This window comes from Acinetobacter sp. YH12102, from assembly GCF_013419125.1.
Classification (GTDB): Bacteria; Pseudomonadota; Gammaproteobacteria; order Pseudomonadales; family Moraxellaceae; genus Acinetobacter; species Acinetobacter pseudolwoffii.
On record NZ_VPAS01000001.1, the window covers coordinates 136,390 to 160,551 of the forward strand.

Genomic DNA, 24,162 nt, shown 5'->3' on the forward strand with positions numbered 1-24,162 from the left:
ATCTGAAAATCAAGCAATAATAAAAAAGGACGCATCAAGCGTCCTTTTTTCTATTCAGCATCTAATTAAAAATTAGAAACGGAATTTAGCATTTACGCCAACAGTTTGTGTATCAAGTGCTTCGCCTTCAGCATTAGCATTTACATAAGATGCACCAACTGCAACAGCAGGAGTGATGAAGTAGTTAACGTTCGCACCCCAAGCTTTGTCTGGAGAACCAGCATAGCTAGATTCCATATAAGATGCACCAACGCTTAACTGTGGGTTAAGGAAAAGCGTAGTACCTAGGTTGTAGGCAGTGTCTTCACCATAAACTAAACCAGATTCAAAACCAATTGACATGTTTGTACCGTCAATCGCGCCTACGTATTTAGTACGTGCAGTGATTGCGTCTTGGTCTTCATTAATTGTTGCAGATTCAAGAGCAGCTTTAGCAACGCCATTAGAAACGATGTTGAAAGCGTCATAAGAAGTCTGGTCAGCAACGCTGGTATAACCAACAGCAACCAAGAAGTTAGGGATTAGTAATGCACCTAGTTCTAATGCATAACGGTCACCATTGCCGTCTACGTCACCAGCTTTATTATCAGCAATTGTATGGCTATAAGAAGCGCTTGCATAAACAGGCACAACTTTAGTTGGGATATAAGTTTCACCTTTCACGCCGTAAGTATGATTTACAGTACGTGAACGTCCAGCTTCTTCTTGACCATTTTCGCCATAGCTATACGCTAGAGCAACATTAGACGCTTGGTTTAGGAAAGCAGCTTCAGCTAAAGGACCTTTAGACGCATCTACATCTTTGAAGTAATAAGTACCTTGAACAGCACCAGTGAAGTCTTTGTCATTTGCAGTGTTATCGATGTACTCTGACTGACCTTGAACTTCGAATTGATATGCTTGAGCACCGGTCATCGCTAATAATACAGCAGTGGCTAAACCTAGTTTTTTCATGATATTTACCATTTTGTTACAAAAGATGTACAACATAGAACGTATTGTATTGTAACAATTTATTAAGTCAATCCGCTTTGAATTTAGTATTTTTTCGTCTTAAAATAATGTATTAGTTTTGTGTAATATTCATCTATTTAGCTTGAAATTGAATTTTATGTAAAATTTGTTTTATAACAAAAAGCTAGAGCTTAAAAATAGAACACTACGTCAAAGATTAAGAAGAAAATGTGTGGATATTATTATTCATTAATTAAATTGATTATTGATTTTTTATCGTAAAATTCAATTTATGTTTTAAGGATAAATTCATAAATATGTCAAAAAATATAAGATGAATTATATAATTCATCACGCTTTATTATAAATTGTACAAATTTAATGCAGAATTCCTCTAGAATTGTAATAGGTGTCTCTTTTTTGAACCAAAATGTGATGCTTTTTAATCTCGACTAGGCCAATCGGCTTTACATTGTTAATAGATTTTTACATAATATCAGTATCAGGTTAAAGTTCATGTTTCATTATGATTTAACGTGATTCTCCACAATTTTTTTATTGGCCCAGCTTTCCCCAAGGTTGGGCTTTTTTTTATCCGCATTTTTTATTTACTTTCTATTCATCTTCTAAGATAGAAACTGTTCTGTAGCAATGAACTTCAGCAATAAAAATAGTAAAAATAAAGCACTAAAATGGTGCATATTAATTCATTAATAGATGACCTAAAAATATAAGCACTAAAAAAAACCCCAGTTTTCATAGAAAACTGGGGTTTTTTCGCCAAAATTTGCGGGTAAACTAAAATATCTGCTGAGGAATAATTTAACTCGCCCTAATGCGGTGCATTATGCACCCAATTGTTGCATGTGTAAATAGTGCGGAAAGCAAGTTTTGATATTTTTTTTAATGCTTAAAAGTCCTGTATTTGTGTTGTATTTTTTGTAGGATAAAACCCATAAAACTTTAGCCTGAATTTAAAAAGTAGCGCTTTTAAAAATTAAAATCAAAAAAATATAGAAAAAACATTAACTAAGTTGAATTACCTACTTTAAGAGTATTTCATTTTATTTGTATAATAATCAATCTATTTAGCTTTGCTTGTCATATTGGGGCGTAATACAACAGCATGAATACCTTACGCTCTGAGTGGATCAGTAAACGTTTGTACTGGTCGATGTCGATTATTATTTTATGTTTACTTTGTATCTGTATTCCCTTAATTGTGAGTAGCAGTCAAAGTTATTTAAAATCCAGACAAACCTATCAACAATTGAATGCATTGCAGCAGGTCGCTGACCTGGCAAATAAAATTTCGCGTGAGCGTGCGCCTGCCAATAAGGCCATGTCCAGTTCGGTGCAGGAATTTGCCCAGCATCAGCAAGAGTTAATCAGCTACCGTCAACAGGTGGATCGGCAGCTCTCCCAGACGGCTGATGTCTTGACGGAGGTCGGTTTTAACAACCTGAGTCAGCAACTTTCACAGCTTGAGAATAGTTTGAAAAAAGGGCGTGCACAGGTTGATGCTTATACCCAGATGCCGCGTCAGCTGCGCAGTGCTCAGGAACTTGATCAGGCGATTCTGGCGATGTTTGCTGCCTGGGAAAGTTGCCGTGAACTTTTGCGTGACGTGGCGGTGGCTTCAGATAGCTCATCGACCCCTCTGAATAACTATATTAGCCAGATTCTATTTTTATCAGATTTACGTGATCAGGCCGGTCGTGTGGCCTCGTCTATCATGGCACATGTGACTTTTGAAGCTCCGCTTCCCACTGAAAATATTACCCGCTCTTTACAGACCCAACATCAGGTGCGTTATTTGTGGGCCTTGATTGATACCATTCAACCTGTTCAAGATAAGACTGAGGAATTCATCCGTTTACATCGGCGGGTAGAAACCGAGTTTATTCAGCAAGGCTTACCGATTGTGAGTGAGCTGATCAGTGACAGTCTGGAGCAACGTGACTACCGTTTGAGCGGAACAGAGCTGACTGAAGCGATCGTAGATAAATTTGCGACTGTGGTAGACCTGCAAACTTACCTGCTGCAATATAGCAGAGATGCCGCTATTCAAGAGATGAACAGCAATATGCAGCGTTTGATCTGGAGCGTGTTGGTATCGCTGATTTCATTGCTGACCGCGATTTCAACCATGATTTTTGCACGTAAACAGGTTTTTCTGCCGCTAATTCAGGCACGCCGCATGTTGTTGAGTTTGTCTAAAAACTCGGGTCGTCAGAAAATTGATATGCGGCTGCGTGAAGTGAATCATTCTGATTCTTTATTCGCTGCCATTCAGAAATTGCAACAGATGTTGCAAGAACGTGATGCGCTAGAGTTCCGTTTAAAGAATATTGCCCATTCCGATTCTTTGACCGGATTATCCAACCGTTTCGCGCTAGAAGAATATATCCGTTTTCTGGAAAATCAGCCGGGCCAACTGAGCCAAACCTGTTTGATGATTATCGATATTGATCATTTTAAACAGGTGAATGATCGGTATGGGCATATTGTGGGTGATCAGGTGATTCAACTGGTGGCCGAACGTTTAAAGGCCAATGTTCGGGCGACGGATTTGCTGGTGCGCTATGGTGGCGATGAATTTCTGGTACTGATTGAAAATATTGAGATGGATCAGGCACTGATCGTTGCAGATAAAATCCGGGCTGAAGTGGCTGAGCGCTATATTCTGACTGCGCTAGGAGATGAGATCCAGATTTCGGTCAGTATCGGGGTGGCGATTGGGGCTGTTTCCTGGATGGCTTTGTTGTCAAATGCCGATGATGCTTTGTTTAAAGCCAAAGCGAAGGGACGGAATGTGGTGGCTGAGGTTTAAATTCTTAGCCCAGTCCTTTTTAATTTAAATTTAAGCCAATTTATTACTCTTAGATGCTAATAAAGATGAAACCAGAACAAAGATTAGAACGAATATTTCGAGAAAATGAAAACAAAGGTATGGCTGTGGCTATTACTGGATATTGGGGAGTGGGTAAAACTTTTTTTTGGAAAAATTTTCTAAAAAACCAAACTCTTGAAGAGCATAAAAATGTTAGTAATTTCTATTATTATGCAAGTAAATTAAATCATATAAATGTATTTGAGAATAAAAAATATGCTTATGTTTCATTGTTCGGCATAGAAACTTTAGATGCTCTAAAGAATGAAATTGCCATAAAAATTGGTTGGAATCCACATTCTAGAAATATACATACTCATTATGGTATACCTCAACTTGTTAAAAGTTCATTAGCCCAATTCAAAGATATAAAACTTTCTCATTATGGAGTAAGTTCGAGTTCAAAGTTAATAGATTCCTTACTTTATTCAGAGGTAAAAAATTCAATTATTTGCTTTGATGATTTTGAAAGGTTGTCTGAAAAAATTAAAATTCAAGATGTTATGGGTTTAGCAAATCAATTAAAGCTTGAAAGAAATTGCCAAGTAATTTTGATTTTAGATGAGTCAAAAAGCGAAGATAATAAATATACTGAATACAAAGAAAAGTTAATTGATGCAGAAATCAAAATAACTACTGTTGAACCTTTGATTCGTGCAAATACTCAAGGCATAGATGCACCATTAATTGATTTGATGGTTGAATTCGCAGAAAAATTAGAAATTCATAATTTTAGATTTTTTCAGAAAGTTATTAATTTATGTAAGCAATTCTTAGAGCAGTTATCTGAGCAAGTAGCAGATACAACAAAAGAAATTATTTTGATTCGAGTGTTACAAGGATATTTTATTGAAGATTTTGGTAAGGAATATGAGTTTGAATGGGAAGATATCAAGTTAGTATCTGAAAATAAACAAAAAGGTTGGTCTGAACAAAAATTAAAAACATATGAAAGTTTAAAATCATTAGATTATGATTTTGTTCATGCTGATGAATGGCTAATTGAGTTTAAAAAGTACTTTGATCAAAAAGGTAATCCTAATTTTGAAGAACTGCGAAAATTGGCTAATTCAGATCTGATTTCAGAAGAAAATAATAGATTAAAAAATGAATTTCATAGAATGTTTGAAGTATTTTGGCAGATACAAGCAGATGTGAAATTTCCTAATCAATTATTTGAGATAACCAAAAAAATGATTGGGTTAGATAGTTTGGGTAGGCTTTGTTGCATAAAGCCAGCATGGAAGGCTTATTCAGCAATATAATTTCCAAATGAATAAGCCTGCTTCTAAAATCTACCGTACAACCAATTGGTCATCCTATAACCGAGCTTTAATCAACCGAGGTAATATTTCCATTTGGTTTGATCCAAAGACTCAGTGGTATGCACAATCACAAGGCAAGCAAGGTCGAAATCAAACCTACTCTGATACAGCGATTCAATGCTGCTTAATGATCAAATCGCTATTCCGACTCTCTTTACGCATGGTCACAGGTTTTGTTCAAAGCTTGATTAAACTCTCTGGATTAGATTGGACAGCTCCGGATTATTCCACCCTTTGTCGTAGACAAAAGCATATTGATATTGCGATTAGCTATCAAAAAAGTAGTAATGGGCTACATCTACTCGTAGATTCTACTGGCTTGAAGTTTATTGGTGAAGGTGAATGGAAATGCAAGAAACATGGGGCTGAATATCGTCGCCAATGGCGTAAGCTTCACATTGGTATAGATGCTAAAACCCTGCAAATACGTGCAGTACAACTCACCACAAATGATGTCAGCGACTCACAAGTACTCGAAGATTTACTTGCTCAAATTCCCTTGGATGAAAAAATTGATTCTGTTTATACAGATGGTGCTTATGACACAAAGCACTGCCGAGAAGTCATTTTAGATCGAGATGCATATGCGATCATTCCACCTAGGAAGAATGCAAAGCCTTGGAAAGATCAACAAGCGAGGTCTCTAGAGCGGAACGAATTATTAAAGACAGTCAAACGGCTAGGTAGGTCCCTTTGGAAAAAGTGGTCTGATTATCACCGTCGAAGTTTGGTGGAAACCAAAATGCATTGCATTAAATTATTAGGCGATAAATTAACAGCAAGGAGCTTTCCGAGTCAGGTAAATGAGATCCACGCACGCGTAGCGGTTTTGAATAAATTCACAGAATTAGGTCGCCCGCATACCCAAGTTGTCTCTTAAATTTGGATTACTTAGAGGAGTTCAGCCTTTCAAACCTTTATACAACAAAGCCGTTTGGGTAATGTAAGTTTTGCTATTACATTGTTAGAAGTTTTTGGCGAAGTAGAAAAAGTTAGAGAGTTAGAAGAAATTACTAGTGAGTGGATAAAACAAAAAATTCAGAAGAATAAAAGATTATTTTATAATTTTGATAGTTTTGGTGAGATAAGACCAATATTTAAAAACATTATAGAGAGTTTTGATTCAAATACAGACAACTTACCTTCTTTGATCAATGCGGTTTTTCAAATATATGTTAAACAAGGATGGAATAACGAGGATGAGTTATCTGTAAAGTGTGCAACTAAACAAGACTGGGAGAGATTTTTATTTGATCAAGTATCTGGTGATTCTAGATTTGAGTCTATAAATAGTAGCTATATTGTTAAGAAGATACTAGAGAGAGAAAATGAATCAGATTTTGGATACAAGTTCAGAAGTATGGTTAAAGAAATATACCTAGAAAGAGGACAGAAATCAGAATTTTATAGAAACTATATGAACTACTTGATTTCAAGATTAGATAATTAAAAAGGAGCTCATTTGAGCTCCTTTTAAAAATATTACAACAACGCTTTCAAGAATTTACCTGTATGTGACGCTTTCACTTTCACGACTTCTTCAGGTGTACCTTCCGCGACAATCATACCGCCACCAGAACCGCCTTCAGGGCCAAGGTCCACCACCCAGTCAGCAGTTTTAATCACATCCAGATTATGCTCAATCACCACAATGGTATTACCCTTATCACGTAGCTGATGCAGGATGTCCAGCAACTTGGCAATATCATGGAAATGCAGACCCGTGGTCGGTTCATCCAGAATATACAGGGTTTGACCGGTATCGCGTTTGGCCAGTTCACGTGCCAGTTTGACACGCTGCGCTTCACCACCGGAAAGCGTGGTCGCAGACTGACCCAGACGGATATAACCCAAACCGACCTGATGCAATGTTTCCAGACGACGGTGAATGACGGGAATGGCATCGAAGAAATGCATGGCATCTTCAACGGTCATCTGCAATACATCAGAAATATTCTTGCCCTTATAGTTTACTTCCAGCGTTTCACGGTTATAACGTTTACCATGACAGGCATCGCAAGGCACATACATATCTGGCAGGAAATGCATCGCTACCTTGATCATGCCGTCACCTTCACAGGCTTCACAGCGCCCACCTTTCACGTTAAACGAGAAACGACCCGCGGCATAACCACGCGCTTTAGCTTCCGGAGTTTGTGAAAACAGATCACGAATCGGGGTAAATAAACCGGTATAAGTGGCTGGATTGGAACGCGGGGTTCGTCCAATCGGACTCTGGTCAATATCGACGACTTTGTCGAGGAATTGCAAGCCATCAATCGATTCAAACTTTTCCGATGTTAAGGTGGTTGCACCATTCAGCTGGGTTGCCGCCAAAGGCAGCAGGGTACGGTTAATCAGGGTTGATTTACCCGAACCGGATACCCCGGTGACACAGGTCATGATGCCCAACGGAATGGTCAGATCGACTTTTTTCAGGTTATGTCCGGATGCACCCATCAGCTTGATTTGTTGTTCAGGCTTAGGCGGTTGAATCCGTTTTTTCGGCACTTCAATTTTTAATTTTCCGGATAAATATTGTCCGGTCAGTGAGTCAGGATTGGCCAGAATTTCATCATAAGTCCCTTCAGCAATCACATGTCCACCATGTACACCTGCACCGGGGCCAATATCAATAATATGATCGGCGGCACGAATTGCATCTTCATCATGCTCGACCACCAAGACGGTATTGCCCAAGTCTCGCAGACGGATCAGGGTTTGCAGCAGACGGTCATTGTCACGCTGATGCAGACCAATTGAGGGTTCATCCAGCACATACATCACGCCCATCAGGCCGGCACCAATCTGGGAAGCCAGACGAATACGCTGCGCTTCACCACCAGATAACGTTTCGGCAGAACGCGACAGGCTGAGATAATTCAGACCGACTGAGACCAGGAAGTGCAGACGTTCACGGATTTCCTTGAAAATCTTGTCGGCGATTTCTCCGCGTGCGCCTTCTAGGTTAATGTCCTGATAATAGCTTTCGGCATCACCAATCGACATGCGGGTAATGTCGGCAATGGTCTTGTCCAGAATTTTCACATTCCGCGAGATTTCATTCAGCCGTGAACCATCACAGGCATCACAGGCAGCATTGGACAGATACTGCGCCAGATCATCACGCACATAATTACTTTCAGTTTCACGGTAGCGGCGTTCCAGATGCGGCAAAATCCCTTCAAACGGAATCACCCGATTATGACGACGGCCACGCTCATCGATATAACTTAGATCAATTTTTTCTTTGCCGGTGCCGTACAGGAATTTTTTCTTGGTGTCGGCATCCAGTTCATTCCACGGCGTTTCTAAAGAAAAACCAAAATGCTCGGCGACTTTCTGGATCATGCCGTAATAATAAGGACGCTGACGGTCCCAGCCACGAATCGCACCCTGACTGACACTGACTTCAGGATTGGGAATCAGTTTATCGGCACTAAAATGACTGCGGGTGCCGAGACCATCACAGACCGGACAGGCACCAAAAGGGTTATTGAACGAGAATAAACGCGGTTCCAGTTCTGCGACAGCGCGGTCACATTCCGGGCAGGAATGCTTGGCAGAAAATACCCGATCATCATGTTCATCCTTCATCCAGGATAAAATCGCAATATCGCCACCGAGGCGCAGTGCAGTTTCAAAACTTTCTGCAATACGGTTGCCCAGATCATCACGGACTTTAAAGCGGTCGACCACGACTTCAATGGTATGTTTTTTCTTTTTGTCCAGTTCTGGTGGCGGATCAATTTCCATAATCTCGCCATCGACGCGGGCACGGACAAAACCTTGACTCTGTAACTGCTCAAATAAGGCGGTATATTCACCTTTACGCTCACGCACCACCGGGGCAAGCAGCATCAAGGCTGTGCCTTCTTCCAGCACTTTGACTGCATCGACCATTTCCGTGACGGTTTGTGCCACCATCGGCAGGTCATGTTCTGGACAGAAGGGCGTACCGACACGTGCATACAGCAGACGTAAGTAGTCATAAATTTCGGTAATGGTACCCACGGTAGAACGCGGGTTATGGCTGGTCGATTTCTGTTCAATCGCGATGGCTGGACTGAGACCTTCAATCGAATCGACTTCCGGTTTTTCCATTTGTGAAAGAAACTGGCGTGCATAGGCAGACAGCGATTCCACATATCTGCGTTGACCTTCGGCATATAAGGTATCAAAGGCAAGCGAGGACTTACCTGAACCAGACAGTCCCGTAATCACCACAAACTTGTCGCGTGGTATATCAAGGTTCACATTTTTCAGGTTATGGGTACGTGCGCCTCGAATACGGATGTGGCTTTGGCTCATGCAAGGATCCTAGAATATTCATCAAAAACCCTTATATGATACCGGATGAAAAATGTTCAAGTGCAAATAAAAGTATTTTAAACGTCAAGTTATGTCGGTGATTGGTCAATTCATCACAATACCGAGAAATATCACAGTAGATCGCTTCACTGTTCAGAATGACTAGACGTGAGGGAAGTTCTTAACAAGCTGCTGCATAGCGGCGTTCAAAGATCGATTCAACATCCTCAAAGCAGGTGTCACGTGGTATATCATGATGCAGACGTGCATAGAAATTAACTTCATTTTCCAGAATTTGCAAAAAGCCCTCATAGTCTTGTTCGAAAAAATCCAGGTCGAGCAAATCATTACGACGGGCCTGATGACAGCGGTACTTTTCAATAAATTTCAGCAGATGTTTCTGGATATGCGTGTTGGTATGGTAAATCAGGTAAGTTGCTGCTGAACCACAATCCAGACAGCCCTGTTCCAGATAAATTTCTTCATTATTCAACCAGCAACATTGCACCGTAAAAAATGCCCGAATCGCCTCGGTACCTAAAGTGTCCATATCTGATGCCTCTTTCTGGGACTAAACCATTAAATGATAATTATTCTCATTTATTATGCGGCAATGTGTGGTGAATAGCTAGGTTTAGCTTACTCGCCACTCAGCAGTTTTGTTGTTCTTTTCCCAGACTAAGCCGTTTTTATGATCAATTGATGACAATAGATCCGATTTTAATCGATAAGATAAAGAAGCCCAATCTTCAACAGTAATACTGATCAGTTAAGGCGTTTAGAAATAGACTCTTTAATTTTTTAGTCATCCACGACGGAGTCTTAAGGTTTTAAATTAAAAAACCTGTAAATCAGTTGTTACTTTGGTTTTGCCCAGTGGGTGACTTTTCCAGCTATTAAATATAATTATGAATTTAAAAAAGAAAATGCCAGTCAATTTCTTAACTGACTGGCATTTCGGTCTTAAACAGGACTTTTTTTGTGCATCTTATTGGTCCAGACCAGGCCACTGGCGTTGCTCAAAGGCGCTGTCCCAGAATAACCATTCCAGACGGGCCGCATGCGTATAAGCTTGGTGCATTTTTTCCAGCGTATCGGCATCAACGCGCGCCGCAACACGGTCAATGGTCGCAATTACATTACGCACAGCCGTGTGGAATTCTTCGCCTGAATAGGTATCCACCCAGGCCTGATAAGGATTATTCAGTGCAGAATTATCGACTATATCTTTGCCGACTTCTGCATAAATCCAGAAACATGGCAGTAACGAGGCCAGCACCACCGGGTAGCTTTCTGACCAGGCAGTTGAAGTGAGATAAGAGGTATAATGATGGCAAGCCAGCGTCAGAGGAGTAGTTTCGAACTGGTCTTTGCTAATGCCAAAATCCTGCATAAAACCGTCATGCAGGCTACGCTCCACCACAATCGCAATTTTGGCGGCTTCAGCAAACTGAATCACATCATCTGCCTCAAATGCTTTGGCGGCACAGACTGCCAGTGCACGGCCATAGGCCAATAAATAATGTGCATCCTGAATCACATAATGACTAAAGGCCTCACGGCTTAATGTGCCTTGTGCCAGTTGCTGATTAAAGGGCAGAGCCAGGGTCTTCTGATAAAGCCCTAGATTACGTTGCCATAGCTCTTGTGAAAAACTCATGCGGAAATCCTTCGCAGTTCAAGTTAAACCATGCAGCACTATAGCAAAGATCGGGCTGTTTAAAAGAACGGCAGATTTTAGAAACAGAAAGTAAGCTAAAACAGCTCAGGAAGTGCTTTGGTTTATGCGCTAAAAGTTTCATAATTAGCCCAACTTTTTCCATTCATATTGCTGTCCTCTGGTCGCAATATATTTATTTAATTTATCCAAGGTCGTTGTGTATGTTGAAACATTTTGGTTTCTCAATTGTATTTACGATCGTGTGTCTTGGTTTGTCTGCATATTGGGGCTATACCCACGGGCCTGAAGCAGGCTTAAAGACCATGTTTACGGTACTGACCATTACAGCCATTCTTGCTGTTATGGAAGTGTCGTTATCGTTTGATAATGCTGTGGTCAATGCCTCGGTACTACGTCATTGGGATCATTTCTGGAAAATGCTGTTCCTGACCGTGGGGATTTTGATTGCTGTTTTCGGTATGCGTCTGATTTTCCCGATCGTGATTGTGGCGGTAACGGCAGACATGGGCTTTGTTGAAGTGATTCAACTGGCATTGAATGATCCGAAAGAATATTCCGCACGTTTAATGGAACATCATCCGGAAATTGCGGCATTTGGTGGCGCATTCTTGTTAATGGTGTTCTTAAACTTCTTCTTAGATAATGAAAAAGACACCCACTGGTTCCGTCTGATTGAACGCCGTTTGGCAAATTTAGCCAGCGTCCCGGCTTTGTCGGTATTCGTGGCATTGGTGGCTTTGCTGATTATGGCAGCCAATGTCGACGAAGCGAAGCGTCTGGTGGTGACCATGGCAGGGATCTGGGGTATCGTGATTTATATTGGTGTTCAGGTCTTGAGCCATTTACTCGGTGGCGAGCCAGAAATTGATGAACATGGTAATGCCGTTGGTCATGACAGCAATGGCGCTCCAACAGGTGTCGTCAAAGCGGGTATTGGTGGTTTCCTGTATCTGGAAGTCCTCGATGCCTCTTTCAGTTTTGATGGCGTGATTGGTGCCTTTGCGATTACTTCAGATGTTGTCGTGATCATGCTCGGTTTGGCCATTGGTGCGATCTTTGTCCGTTCGATTACGATTTATCTGGTCGAAAAAGGCACTTTAGATGCTTATATCTACCTGGAGCATGGTGCGCACTACGCGATTGGTGCACTGGCATTTATTATGATTGCCAGCGGTACAGGTTTACATGTTCCTGAAGTGGTGACCGGTTTGATCGGTGTGGCATTTATTGTCTGGGCGGTTATCGCATCCATTCAGTACAAAAAACGTCAGGCAGCTTTGGGTCAATAAGTCCATTTGACTGAAATGGCAGTATAAAAAAGCGTAGCTCCGGCTGCGCTTTTTTTATTTTTAGATCAGCATCATCTTTATTTCAAATAAAATTCATGTCTTCTTCATGAGCTGAATGTCCTATAATCTGGGCTCCAGATTAATTAACCCAATCGCCATAATTTATGATGAATGCTTTAGAACGTCGTTCAACCTTTGCCCTGAGCAGTATTTTTGCACTGCGCATGTTGGGGTTGTTTATGATTATCCCGGTGTTTTCTGTGGCAGGGCAGGCCTATGACGATGCAACGCCTGCACTGATCGGTTTGGCGGTCGGGGTCTATGGTTTGACTCAGGCCTTATTACAGATACCATTTAGCCTGATTGCAGACCGCTACAGCCGTAAGCCTTTGATTGTTTTAGGACTGCTGCTGTTTGCCTTGGGTGGTGCGATTGCAGCCATGTCTGACAGCATTTATGGCGTGATTATCGGTCGTGCCATTGCCGGTGGTGGCGCAGTATCCGCTGTCGTCATGGCCTTACTGGCCGATGTCACGCGTGAAGAAAACCGCATGAAAGCCATGGCAATCATGGGCATGAGTATTGGTCTGTCTTTTGTGGTGGCATTTAGTCTCGGGCCTTGGCTGACAGGTCTGGTTGGCATTTCGGGATTGTTTTGGGTCACCACGGTGATGGGATTGGCTGCCATTGCGATGCTGTTTATGGTGCCTAAAGTCACGCGCCATCATAAAAACTTTCAACAGGGTTATCTGACCCAACTGAAACAGGTGCTCCAGATTGGCGATCTGAATCGTCTGCATGTATCTGTGTTTACCCTGCATTTATTGCTCACAGCCATGTTTATTTATGTGCCTTCGCAGCTGATCGAGTTTGCAGATCTGCCGCTTTCCAGTCATGGCTTGGTCTATTTACCCCTGTTGGTACTAAGTCTGTTCTTTGCTTTTCCGAGTATTATTCTGGCAGAAAAATACCACAAAATGCGCGCGATTTTTCTGGTGGCGATTGGCGGTATTATTCTGGGTTTAATGGTGATGGTCTTTGGTTTTGAATCCAAATATATCTTGCTCATTGGCCTGGGCCTGTTCTTTATTGCCTTTAACGTGATGGAGGCCTTATTGCCTTCCTGGCTGTCTAAAGCTGCACCGATCCAGTCTAAAGCGACGGCAATGGGCGTGAATGCCAGCAGCCAGTTTTTGGGTGCCTTCTTTGGGGGGATGATCGGTGGTCAATTGTTGCTGCTCAATAATACCTCGATGGGCTGGAGTATCCTGACCGGGATTGCGATTGTTTGGCTGCTGATGAGTTTCGGGCTAGCTCAGCCACGCTATCTTTCATCACTGGTGCTGCGTTTGCCGGAAAGCAGACAAACTGACGAATGGACTTCTCAGCTTTTGGCGATTCGTGGTATTGAAGAAGTCGTGGTGATGGCTGAACAGCAAGTTGCCTATATAAAAGTCGATAAACAGCAGATTGATGATGCTTCGCGACAACAATTAACGCACTTGTTAGGTAAAGAGGTAGCCATTTAAGCATAACTCTTATAAAGTAAAATACAGAAATATATAGGAAGTAAACAGCAAATGCGTGGTGTAAATAAAGTCATTTTAGTGGGTACTTTGGGTAAAGATCCGGAAACCAAAACTTTTGCAAATGGTGGTTCTCTCACTCAATTTTCGATTGCTACCAGCGATTCGTGGACAGATAAAAGTACCGGTGAACGTAAAGAACAAACGGAATGGCACCGTATCGTGTTGCATAACCGTTTAGGCGAAATTGCGCAGCAATACCTGCGTAAAGGTTCTAAAGTATATATTGAAGGTTCATTACGTACCCGTCAGTGGACTGATCAAAATGGTCAGGAGCGCTATACAACGGAAATCCGTGGTGATCAAATGCAGATGCTGGACTCGAATCGTTCACAAGGCGAGCAGGGCGACAACAGTTTTAACCAGCCACGTTTTAATAACAATAATCAGGCGAGTAACAACCAAAGTGGCGGTTATGGCAATAATCCGCAGTCGGGTTATGGTTCAGCGCCGCAGCAAGGCGGTTTCAACAACAATCAGGGTGGCGGTTATGGCAACAATAACCCGAGTGGTTTTGCACCGAAATCTGCACCTGCACCAACAGCAGCGCCTGCAGCTGATTTAGATGATGATCTTCCGTTTTAACTTATCAGAACGGTAAATCTTCATCCAAGACCCACCTGAATCCGGTGGGTTTTTTTATATCTTGAATTTGCTTTGTTTAGTTTTGATAGAGCTCAGAGCTTTATGATTGCTAATCTAAGTTGCAAAAAATTATATTTCAACTGCTCGGCTTATGTTCCAAATTCTAGGTTCCATATTGAGCAAATCAATCAGATCAGTAATTCTCATAGAAATCTTAAATCTAAAAAAACGATTATTTTTATAAAAACTTACGGTTTTACCTATTTAAGAAATTTTCGTATTCTATCTTCATCGAATGAACAATCTCACCAATATACGAGGAAAGGTCTCATGAGTTTAATCAATACTGAAATCAAACCATTCAACGCCACTGCTTACCACAAGGGTCAATTTGTGGAAGTGTCCGAGCAGGACATGAAAGGTAAATGGTCGGTTGTATTCTTCTATCCTGCTGACTTTACTTTTGTTTGTCCAACTGAATTAGGCGATCTTGCTGATCAATATGCTGAATTCCAGAAAATGGGCGTAGAAATTTATGGTGTATCAACCGATACGCACTTCACCCATAAAGCTTGGCACGATACCTCTGACGTAATTGGTAAAATCCAGTACCCAATGATCGGCGATCCAACCTGGACTTTGGCGAAAAACTTTGAAGTATTGATTGAAGCTGAAGGTCTGGCAGATCGTGGTACTTTCGTGATCGATCCAGAAGGTAAAATCCAGATTATTGAAATCAATGCCGGTGGTATTGGTCGTGATGCAGCTGAACTGCTTCGCAAAGTGAAAGCAGCGCAATATGTACACGCTCACCCAGGTGAAGTATGTCCTGCGAAATGGAAAGAAGGCGAAGCAACTCTTGCTCCTTCAATTGACTTAGTGGGTAAAATCTAATTCGCTCACTTTATTTCAAAGCAAAAAATCCAGCACTTAGTGCTGGATTTTTTTATTGGCTGCTCAGCATGACAGTGCAATTTAAATGGTATAGCCCTGATGGCCTTCTGCCCGGGCACGTAAGCCTTCGACCAGATGCTCAATCAGTTTTTCCATCACCAGACGCTGACCTTTGCGTGAGGCATAGACCAGTTGTACGGTTCCCATATTGGAACACCAGTCTGGCAGCAGATGGATCAGGCGACCAGCTTTGAGATCTGCTTCCACGGTTAACAAGGGTAGATCGGCAATACCCAGGCCATCCAGGGCAGAATAGTATACGCCGGCCAGATCATTGCTTTTGATGCGGGGTTCTAGGGGGATATCCATCTGTTCATGACTGTCGATACGATGCAGATGCCATTGATAGTGGTTTTTCTGCGTGCCCAAAACGATGGTCGGAAAGTCATTGATCTCAGTGGGGTAATGTATCGAACAGCCTTGCAACAGCTCCGGACTGGCAACCAGACAATGCGTGGTTTTAATCACATCGCGAACGACAATGCTGGAATCTTCATTGGCTTCAAAGTTGGTGCGGATCGCCAGGTCAATCTCATCATGCAGCACATCGACACGCCGGCTGGTAATTTCCATTTCTACCTGAACCTTGGGATAAGTCTTGAGGAATTCATTCAGCAGGCTGCGGATCTGGTAGCGCATCATCACCGAAGGATAACTCAGCTTGACCAGGCCTTGTGGTTCACTTTTCTGCTTGAGCAAGACATTACGGGCACATTCCACCTGTTGAATCAGCTTTTCGCATTCCTCAAAAAATTCCTGGCCCAGTGAGGTCACCTTAAAATGTCGGGTTGAGCGTTGAATCAGGGTGACATTGAAACGGGCTTCCAGCTCTAAAATACGTCGGCTGAGTTTGGATTTGGTGATTCCGGAAATGTCACTGGCTGCACTGAAGCCGCCATGCTTGACCACCAGATAAAAATAATAATAGTCATCAAAAGAATGCACCTTTCACCTCAATCGCCCTGCGTTCATACAATGCCCATCATAGGGGAAATCCGGGCCAGGCTAAACTGTTTCCAAGCCAGATTAATTTAATTGTTCCAACAAAAAGCGACCCGAAGGCCGCTTATTTTAGAGATGTGTATGGTTTATTTCTGTGCAGTATTCTGGCTATAGCTATTCATCAGGTTGCGGTAGTCAGGAATATGATTGCTGAATAAGCTGCCGAGACCTTCGATATCATTACGCCAGTCACGGTGCAGTTCACAAGCCAGACCAAACCAGGTCATCAGCTGTGCACCAGCCTGTGACATGCGGTTCCATGCAGCATCACGTGTCAGGTGATTAAAGGTACCAGATGCATCTGTCACGATGAATACGTCAAATTCTTCTTCAAGTGCAGACAGCGCCGGGAAGGCAACGCACACTTCAGTCACCACGCCAGCAATGATCAACTGTTTTTTACCCGTGGCTTTTACCGCTTTAACAAAATCTTCATTATCCCAGGCATTAATTTGTCCTGGACGAGCAATATAAGGTGCGTCCGGGAATAGCTCTTTCAGCTCAGGAACCAACGGACCATTTGGGCCTTGTTCGAAGCTGGTGGTCAAAATGGTCGGTAAATTGAAATATTTTGCTGCTGCCGCAAGCGCCAATACATTATTTTTGAATTTATCTGGGTCAATATCACGAACCAGTGACAACAAACCAGTCTGATGGTCTACAAGTAATACGGCTGCATTGTCTTTGTCTAAACGTACATAAGGTTTTGCCATTTCTCTGTTCCTCTCTATAAAATTAGCATCCCGTCTTGGATCAAACCCAGGCTGTTCCGGGACGTGGTGATTTTTATATTAGAGCTAAAAACAGGACAAAATAAGCCCAAATTCTGGGATAAATAATCTTAAAAATAGGATAATTAAAAATTTAGACCAAAATTTTAGTTTGTTTGTGTTGAATTCGGGAAGTTAAAGCAGAGATTGTCTTATATATAAGATACTGTATTCCAGCTTAGGACTATCAGCGTATCTTGGCCCGGCATAAAATGGCTGCATGTTCATCCTATCTTAATAGGAGTTAAAAGATGAAAAAAGTAATTGGTGTTTACCGTAATCAAAACATGCATTGGGTCGGTGATGGCTTTCCGGTCAAAAATCTGTTTTCCTATGACCGTTTAGGTCAGGCGATCAGTCCGTTTTTGTTGCTGGATTATGCTGCGCCCTATCATTTTGATCCGACGACTGTACAACATGGCGTGGGTTCACATCCACATCGCGGTTTTGAAACAGTGACGTTAGCCTATCAGGGGGCAGTGACGCATCAAGATTCAAGTGGCGGTGGCGGCACGATTCAGGCGGGGGATGTGCAGTGGATGACCGCAGGCTCAGGTGTGGTCCATGAAGAATTTCATTCTCCAGATTTTGCCAAACATGGCGGTCTCTTTGAAATGGTACAGCTCTGGGTCAATCTGCCGGCCAAAGACAAGATGACCACACCACGTTATCAGGCGATCACTGCGGCAGCTATTCCGCGGATTGAAATGGATGAAGAGGCGGGGCATATCCGGGTGATTGCAGGTGAGTTTGCTGGTCATCAAGGTCCTGCTCATACTTTTAGTCCGATCAATGTCTGGGATGGTGAACTGAAAGCGGAATATGAAACCACATTGCATATCCCTGCCGGACATAATGCACTGTTAGTCGTGCTGAAGGGTGAGCTGGTGGTCAATGCGAGCCAGAAAGTCCTGGACAGCTCAATTATAATGTTTGCCCGTGATGGAGATCCGGCGATTCAGTTGCAAGCCTATCAGGATACCCAGTTTGTGTTACTGACAGGCGAGCCACTCAATGAGCCCATTCAAGGTTATGGCCCGTTTGTAATGAACAGCAAGGAAGAAATTATGCAGGCATTTCAAGATTTTAATCAGGGTAAATTTGGTGAAATTGCGGTGCAGGCTGAATAGTACACCGAGCGGTTAAACAAAGAAGCCTCTGCTTTCGCAGAGGCTTTTATTTTATAAGGCGCTGTAGTTTCTTGTCGTTTTAAATAATTTACGCATAAACTCATCTTGGTGGAATCTGATGGGTTTATGGTTTTATTATGCTGTGAATCATAGATTTTTCAAGGGCGTTTGTCAACCAAAGGTTATAAAAATGGTTAATTAAGATGTTTGTTTTTAAAGTGATTTTTCAGGTTATGTAGAAAAAATATGAATAAAATCCTGAGTTTGGTGTATTTTGTAACCTGTTTGAAAAAATAGTGAAAAGCAGATTTTATCCCGCCCAATTGCCTTTACGAAAAACATATATTCTGGAAGATTTTAATAACCTGTTTGATTGGCGCATGGTACATAATTTCTGTAGTTTTTCAATGACGGATGATCAGTTTGGATATCGCAGTAATTGGTAGTGGCATGGCCGGACTGGCAACAGCCAGAATTCTCCAGGATGCAGGACATCACATCACGATTTTTGAAGCACTTCCAGGTCGTGGCATGGACAGTCATAGCCTTGAATTTGAAGGGGGGCTGATTGATGCACCTTTACGTGTGATGAATCCTTATCTGTGGAAAAACACCCTGAGTCTGGCCACGCATCTGGGCATTAAAACTTATCCGGTGCGTACCTATATGGCCTGCAGCTGGTTATTTGAAGATAAAACTGAAACCTGGCTGACCACATCGCGTAGCCGTATCGGCAATATTCCAATTATCAATAACCGTAAAGGCTTGCAGCAGTACGGCTGGCGTCTGGTCAAGGGCCTGTTGCAGCTCAAAGTGGCATTAACCAAATTTTTTAAGTCGAAAAATCAGGACATCAGCCTGGCAGAATTTATCAATCGTAACGAGATTGAAGAAGTGTTCTGGCACGGTGCAGTGATGCCGGTGCTGTATACCATTTGTACCTGCAATCCGAAAACTATTGGTGAATGGCCGGCGAAACCGTTATTAATTTTCCTGCGCCAACTGACCGATGGCGATGCTTTATTGCGCCTGCAAGGCGGTACACCAGCGCTGGTCGATAAACTGGTGGAAGGCATTCATATTGAAGACGGTTCAGCGATTACGCTGGTGCAAGAGCAGGGCGATCAGGTCAAAGTCGAAAATGCAGCCGGTTATTCAAAACTGTTTGACCGGGTTATTGTCGCAACACCGACCACTAAAATTGAGCAATTCCTGGACCCAACCCAGTTTGCCAGCGAAATTGAATTATTGAAAAAATTCAAATTTGAACAGGGCGAACTGGTGATTCATACCGACGCCAGCGTGATGCCGCCAAAACGTAAAGACTGGGCTGTACTCAGCTACATGATGGATCGTAAATTTACCCGTCAGCAATTTACCGTGTGGCTCAACTCGATTGAACCTTCGCTGGTTGGCAAGTCGGCAGTATTCCAGACCTGGCGTCCGGTGACCGAGATTGACCCGAAAAAAGTCATTACATCGGTCATGTTGACCCGTGCCGTGGTCGATGCCAATACCGTGGCGCTGAACAAGGAATTACAGCAGCGTCATCTGGAAGCCAATCGCAAAGTCTTTTTCTGCGGTTCATGGTCATGTGACGGTTTGCCCATTCTGGAATCGGCTGTGACCTCAGCGATGAAGATTGCGGAAATTTTCGGTGCGCCTTTACCGTTTCAGGGTTTAAAACCTGTGGTCGAGGTTGCTCCGCAACTGGGTTATTAATTGATGCAATGGCTTCAGGCATTGCGTCAGCGCTTTCCTCAGCATAAATATGCAATTCATGCAGCGGCGCTGGGGGATCAGGCGCAATTGCCCTGGAGTAATTTGGGCTATTGGCAGGCAGGACAGCAGGATTATGTTGCTGCCTGTCGCACGCTGGCCGATCAGCTCGCGCAGAGTGTCAATTTGAATTCAAAAGATAAATTGCTGGATCTGGGCTGTGGTCAGGGTGCAAGTTTATTGCACTGGCAACAGCACTACCGAGTGCAATATCTGGCCGGTGTCGAAGTACAAGCGGCTTGCGTGGCCACTATTCAGCAACATCTGCCAGAACTGAATGCCATCTATCAGGCCTCGTTTCTGCGTTTAAAGGAATTGCCGTTTTCTCAGCGTTTTGATGTGGTGCTGTGTCTGGATGCAGCTTATCACAGTCCGGTTCCGTTACTTTTGCAACAAATCAGCAGTGTTTTAAAGCCAAATGCACGAATTGGTTTTCATCATCTGGTGTTATCGGAACGTTGGCAAAATTTGAATTCATTTCAAAAGCGTAAATATCAGCTGTTACTGAAATCTGCCGATATAAATTTAAAAGAATTAATGTCTGTTGGTGCACTGTATGCGTGTCTGGATCGTTTTGAATTTAAAAATATTCAGATTCAGGATCTATCCGAGCCGGTATTTTCTGGCTTTGCGGATTATGTACAAAAAACTTTGAATTCAAAACAAGCCGGTCATCATATTCAAGGCTCAGGCTTGGATCATTTTAAAATTCAAATGACAGCAAAGCTATGCCAAAAATTATATCAGGAAGGGATCGTGAGATATGTGCAGGTAACGGCACAATCGAAGGACTAAAACAGCGTAAGAAAACGTCGAAAAATTCAAGTTTGAAAAATACCAAGCCCAGAAACATCAAAGCCTCACTAAAAAGCGAGGCTAAGATATGGTGCCGGCACACGGATTCGAACTGTGGACCTACTGATTACAAGTCAGTTGCTCTACCAACTGAGCTATGCCGGCATGGTGGAGTGCATTTTACAGAAATTCATTCGCTACGCAAGCCAAAAAATAACCGTTCAAGCTATTTTGGTACGATTTACCGTTTTTCCGGTTCATTCTATCTAAACTGTCTTTTATCGAAAGATCAAGAAAACGCCCATATAGGCAGATATGGGCGAGGGTGAATGTACAGGGTTTAGTATGGGTCAATCGCTTAAAAGGGATTATCGCTTTTTTATGATCTGGTCTAATTCTTGTGCACATTCCTCTAAAGTAAAGGCCATATCAAACTGCATTTGAGGTTTGAGTTCTTGAGCGAGGCTTCTCCACTGTTCGATGAGTCTCAGAGCTTTTTGAATTTTATGTTTATTGATGTCTTTGGCAATGGTTGGGGTATAACCGCCACGTTTTGCATTTTTGATCTGTTTTGCATAGTTTGCGCTGTTATTCATGTTCGCTCTCCGAATAGCAGTGTATCTATTTAGCTTTAAGTTTAAATGGCTCGATCAATCCTGTATTTCTTTCTATTTTATGGTTTTTATTCTCCTCTCAGCACCTCTGTAGGCACCATAACATAGCTTTGATGACAATAGAATTAAGCTATTTTTATGCCAGTTTTTAAATTGAACCTAGAAAAGCACGGAAGCTTAAGAAAAATTTAAATATGGTGGAATAATCGTCTTAGAACAGCCATATTCCTTAGGTCATAGTAACTTTAATCATGGTGGTGATGGATTGTTTAATGATTCTAAGCAGATGCGAATTTGAATTTCAGGCAATAAAAAAACCCGAATCATGTGATTCGGGTTTTTAAATTCTGGCGGTGAGAGAGGGATTCGAACCCTCGAAACGCTATAAACGTTTACACACTTTCCAGGCGTGCTCCTTCAGCCACTCGGACACCTCACCATAGGCCGAGGATAATAGCGAAAAAAACCAGCTGTGCCAAGCTGAAACAATTGATTTGCAGAAAAACTTTTAATGTGGTGCTATGATTCGCAAAAATGCTTGTTAAAAACGAAGACAATATATGCAAAGCACTGCACAAAAAGCAGCTCTCCCGGTGATTACACTGGCTGCGCTTGGGGTCGTTTTCGGAGATATTGGCACCAGTCCACTCTATGCACTGCGCCAATGCTTCCTCACCGCACATCTCGCCATTAGCGAGGCCTCTGTACTCGGTATCCTGTCGCTGATTTTCTGGTGCATGATGCTCACCATCAGCTTTAAATATGTCACGGTCATCATGCGTGCCGATAACAACGGCGAAGGCGGGATCATGTCATTATTGGCATTAAATCTGCGTACCACACGAATTGCCGATCAAAAGAAAATTTTCCTGATTGCCTTGGGTTTTATTGGTGCATCGCTATTCTTTGGTGACGGTATTATTACTCCGGCAATTTCTGTGCTGTCTGCCATTGAAGGCTTGAGTATTGCGACACCTATTTTCAATCAATGGCTGGTACCGCTATCGATTGGAATTCTGGCGGGGCTGTTTATGGTGCAGCGTCACGGTACAGCCACCATGGGGAAATTTTTCGGGCCTTTAACCATGCTCTGGTTCCTGTCCATTGGCGGTTTTGGTTTGTGGAGCATTATCCAGACCCCGTCTGTCCTCTGGATGGTGAATCCGTACTGGGCATATCACTTTGTGGTTGATCAGCCCTACGTGGCTTTCCTGACCATGGGCGCGGTGATTCTGACCATGACCGGAGGGGAAGCAATTTATGCCGATATGGGGCATTTCGGTCGTCTGCCAATTCGTCTGGCCTGGTTTATTATTGTCTTGCCCTGTTTATTGCTGAATTATGCCGGACAGGGCGCATTGTTGTTGCGCAGTCCAGAAGCGCTGGCCAATCCTTTCTATATGCTGCTGCCAGAATGGGCTTTATTCCCGATGATTGGACTGGCCACGGCTGCAGCGGTCATTGCCTCGCAGGCAGTGATTACCGGGGTATTTTCGATGGTCAATCAGGCCATTCAACTGCGTTATTTGCCGCGTCTATCGGTCAAGCATACCTCGGCAGTCGAACGTGGCCAGATTTATCTGCCCTTTATTAACTGGCTGCTGTTTATTTCGGTCTTGATCCTGATTTTACTGTTTGAAAATAGTGCCAATCTGGCCAGTGCTTATGGTGTTGCAGTGACCATGACCATGCTCTGCGGTACTATTCTGATCTCGATTCTGGCTTATGGTTTATGGCGTTGGCCGGTCTGGAAAGTGGCATTGTTTGCTGTGCCATTTTTGGCTCTGGATTTGGTCTTTGTAGCCTCAACTTCTTTAAAAATCACCTCGGGTGGCTGGGTGCCGATTCTGATTGGTGCCGTGCTGTTTACCATTTTGATGACCTGGAAAGATGGACGCGCTTTGGTTTTGAAGCGTCTGGAACAGGATGCCTTGCCGATTGATCTGTTTATTAAAAGTATCTCAATGGGGGAAGGTACCAAATATGTGCCAGGTGAGGCCATTTTCCTGACGGGTACACCGAATATTGTCCCGCATGCCATGCTGCATAATATCAAGCACAACAAAGTCTTGCATGAACGTAATATTATGCTCACGGTCATTACCCGTGATGTTCCCTTTGTAGCTAAGCAAGATCGGGTTGAACTGGAACAATTGAGTGAGCATTTTTATCGGGTATTTATCTATTATGGTTTTAAGGATCAGCCCAATATTCCAGTAGCTTTACAACAGGCTTATCGAAAATGGGGTTTTGAATATGATCTGATGCAGATCAGTTTCTTTATTTCACGTGAACGGATTATGCATACTGTGGGTGAGGGTATGGCACCGTGGCGGGAAAAACTGTTTATTTCCATGCAGCGCAATACCAGTCCGGTCAGTGATTTCTATCAGATTCCACCCAACCGTGTGGTCGAGCTGGGCACCCAGATTCAGATGTAAATAAAATTAAAAAGCATAAAAAACCAGAGACACACTCTGGTTTTTTATGGGAG

Annotated in this window: 19 protein-coding genes and 2 tRNA genes; 12 read left to right on the plus strand and 9 right to left on the minus strand. The window is 42.7% G+C overall.

Going from position 1 to position 24,162, the window contains the following annotated elements:
• Positions 1–72: 72 nt before the first annotated feature.
• Positions 73–966: a porin Omp33-36 gene (omp33-36, locus tag FTU42_RS00645; RefSeq protein ID WP_257225538.1), complete on the minus strand. Its 894-nt coding sequence runs from the start codon at positions 964–966 to the stop codon at positions 73–75.
• A 1,114-nt stretch (positions 967–2,080) separates the two neighbouring features.
• On the opposite strand from omp33-36, the gene FTU42_RS00650 reads away from it, so the two are divergent.
• The 4 genes from FTU42_RS00650 to FTU42_RS00665 all read left to right on the plus strand — a co-directional run bounded on the left by FTU42_RS00650 (position 2,081) and on the right by FTU42_RS00665 (position 6,622).
• A complete protein-coding gene (locus FTU42_RS00650; protein ID WP_100534515.1) occupies positions 2,081–3,787 on the plus strand; it encodes a diguanylate cyclase in 1,707 nt (568 codons plus the stop codon).
• A gap of 65 nt (positions 3,788–3,852) precedes the next feature.
• The gene (locus tag FTU42_RS00655; protein ID WP_180082904.1) at positions 3,853–5,112 is read left to right on the plus strand and encodes a P-loop NTPase fold protein; all 1,260 of its coding nucleotides are present in this window, start codon (positions 3,853–3,855) and stop codon (positions 5,110–5,112) included.
• A gap of 7 nt (positions 5,113–5,119) precedes the next feature.
• The gene (locus tag FTU42_RS00660; protein ID WP_180051326.1) at positions 5,120–6,052 is read left to right on the plus strand and encodes an IS5 family transposase; all 933 of its coding nucleotides are present in this window, start codon (positions 5,120–5,122) and stop codon (positions 6,050–6,052) included.
• Positions 6,053–6,106: 54 nt separating this feature from the next.
• Positions 6,107–6,622, plus strand: coding sequence for a hypothetical protein (locus tag FTU42_RS00665; RefSeq protein WP_180082905.1), 516 nt, complete (start codon positions 6,107–6,109; stop codon positions 6,620–6,622).
• Positions 6,623–6,654: 32 nt separating this feature from the next.
• Here FTU42_RS00665 and uvrA read toward each other — a convergent pair whose 3' ends face one another.
• The 3 genes from uvrA to tenA form a co-directional block, all read right to left on the minus strand.
• Positions 6,655–9,483, minus strand: a complete 2,829-nt coding sequence (gene uvrA, locus FTU42_RS00670; RefSeq protein ID WP_159138375.1) for an excinuclease ABC subunit UvrA — start codon at positions 9,481–9,483, stop codon at positions 6,655–6,657.
• Between the two features lie 181 nt (positions 9,484–9,664).
• A complete protein-coding gene (locus FTU42_RS00675) occupies positions 9,665–10,033 on the minus strand; it encodes a hypothetical protein (RefSeq protein ID WP_005095110.1) in 369 nt (122 codons plus the stop codon).
• Between the two features lie 438 nt (positions 10,034–10,471).
• Positions 10,472–11,143, minus strand: a complete 672-nt coding sequence (gene tenA / locus FTU42_RS00680; protein WP_180077989.1) for a thiaminase II — start codon at positions 11,141–11,143, stop codon at positions 10,472–10,474.
• Between the two features lie 221 nt (positions 11,144–11,364).
• Here tenA and FTU42_RS00685 point away from each other — a divergent pair, with 221 nt between their 5' ends.
• The 4 genes from FTU42_RS00685 to ahpC all read left to right on the plus strand — a co-directional run bounded on the left by FTU42_RS00685 (position 11,365) and on the right by ahpC (position 15,518).
• Positions 11,365–12,453, plus strand: a complete 1,089-nt coding sequence (locus FTU42_RS00685) for a DUF475 domain-containing protein (RefSeq protein ID WP_005095114.1) — start codon at positions 11,365–11,367, stop codon at positions 12,451–12,453.
• Between the two features lie 164 nt (positions 12,454–12,617).
• The gene (locus tag FTU42_RS00690) at positions 12,618–13,982 is read left to right on the plus strand and encodes an MFS transporter (protein WP_100354914.1); all 1,365 of its coding nucleotides are present in this window, start codon (positions 12,618–12,620) and stop codon (positions 13,980–13,982) included.
• 51 nt (positions 13,983–14,033) lie between these two features.
• Positions 14,034–14,624, plus strand: coding sequence for a single-stranded DNA-binding protein (gene ssb, locus FTU42_RS00695; RefSeq protein WP_005095120.1), 591 nt, complete (start codon positions 14,034–14,036; stop codon positions 14,622–14,624).
• 330 nt (positions 14,625–14,954) lie between these two features.
• A complete protein-coding gene (gene ahpC, locus FTU42_RS00700; RefSeq protein WP_159138370.1) occupies positions 14,955–15,518 on the plus strand; it encodes an alkyl hydroperoxide reductase subunit C in 564 nt (187 codons plus the stop codon).
• A gap of 81 nt (positions 15,519–15,599) precedes the next feature.
• Here the strand turns inward: ahpC and FTU42_RS00705 are convergent, their stop codons facing one another.
• Together FTU42_RS00705 and ycaC are read right to left on the minus strand one after the other, a co-directional pair.
• Entirely contained in the window at positions 15,600–16,523 is a 924-nt protein-coding gene (locus tag FTU42_RS00705; protein WP_159138369.1) for a LysR substrate-binding domain-containing protein, read from the minus strand.
• Positions 16,524–16,666: 143 nt separating this feature from the next.
• Entirely contained in the window at positions 16,667–17,293 is a 627-nt protein-coding gene (gene ycaC, locus FTU42_RS00710) for an isochorismate family cysteine hydrolase YcaC (protein ID WP_005095149.1), read from the minus strand.
• A 308-nt stretch (positions 17,294–17,601) separates the two neighbouring features.
• Between ycaC and FTU42_RS00715 the strand changes: the two genes are divergently transcribed.
• The 3 genes from FTU42_RS00715 to FTU42_RS00725 all read left to right on the plus strand — a co-directional run bounded on the left by FTU42_RS00715 (position 17,602) and on the right by FTU42_RS00725 (position 21,054).
• Complete coding sequence (locus FTU42_RS00715; RefSeq protein WP_100329487.1) at positions 17,602–18,480, plus strand: pirin family protein; 879 nt, start codon at positions 17,602–17,604, stop codon at positions 18,478–18,480.
• Between the two features lie 414 nt (positions 18,481–18,894).
• Positions 18,895–20,202: an FAD-dependent oxidoreductase gene (locus tag FTU42_RS00720; RefSeq protein WP_159138368.1), complete on the plus strand. Its 1,308-nt coding sequence runs from the start codon at positions 18,895–18,897 to the stop codon at positions 20,200–20,202.
• Positions 20,203–20,205: 3 nt separating this feature from the next.
• Positions 20,206–21,054, plus strand: a complete 849-nt coding sequence (locus FTU42_RS00725) for a cyclopropane-fatty-acyl-phospholipid synthase family protein (protein WP_159138408.1) — start codon at positions 20,206–20,208, stop codon at positions 21,052–21,054.
• Between the two features lie 89 nt (positions 21,055–21,143).
• Here FTU42_RS00725 and FTU42_RS00730 read toward each other — a convergent pair.
• From FTU42_RS00730 to FTU42_RS00740, 3 genes are all read right to left on the minus strand, one after another.
• A tRNA-Thr gene (locus tag FTU42_RS00730) sits at positions 21,144–21,219 on the minus strand.
• A 203-nt stretch (positions 21,220–21,422) separates the two neighbouring features.
• Complete coding sequence (locus FTU42_RS00735; protein ID WP_180074951.1) at positions 21,423–21,650, minus strand: hypothetical protein; 228 nt, start codon at positions 21,648–21,650, stop codon at positions 21,423–21,425.
• A gap of 366 nt (positions 21,651–22,016) precedes the next feature.
• Positions 22,017–22,107, minus strand: a tRNA-Ser gene (locus FTU42_RS00740).
• A gap of 121 nt (positions 22,108–22,228) precedes the next feature.
• Between FTU42_RS00740 and FTU42_RS00745 the strand changes: the two genes are divergently transcribed.
• A complete protein-coding gene (locus FTU42_RS00745; protein ID WP_005095159.1) occupies positions 22,229–24,109 on the plus strand; it encodes a potassium transporter Kup in 1,881 nt (626 codons plus the stop codon).
• Positions 24,110–24,162: the final 53 nt, after the last annotated feature.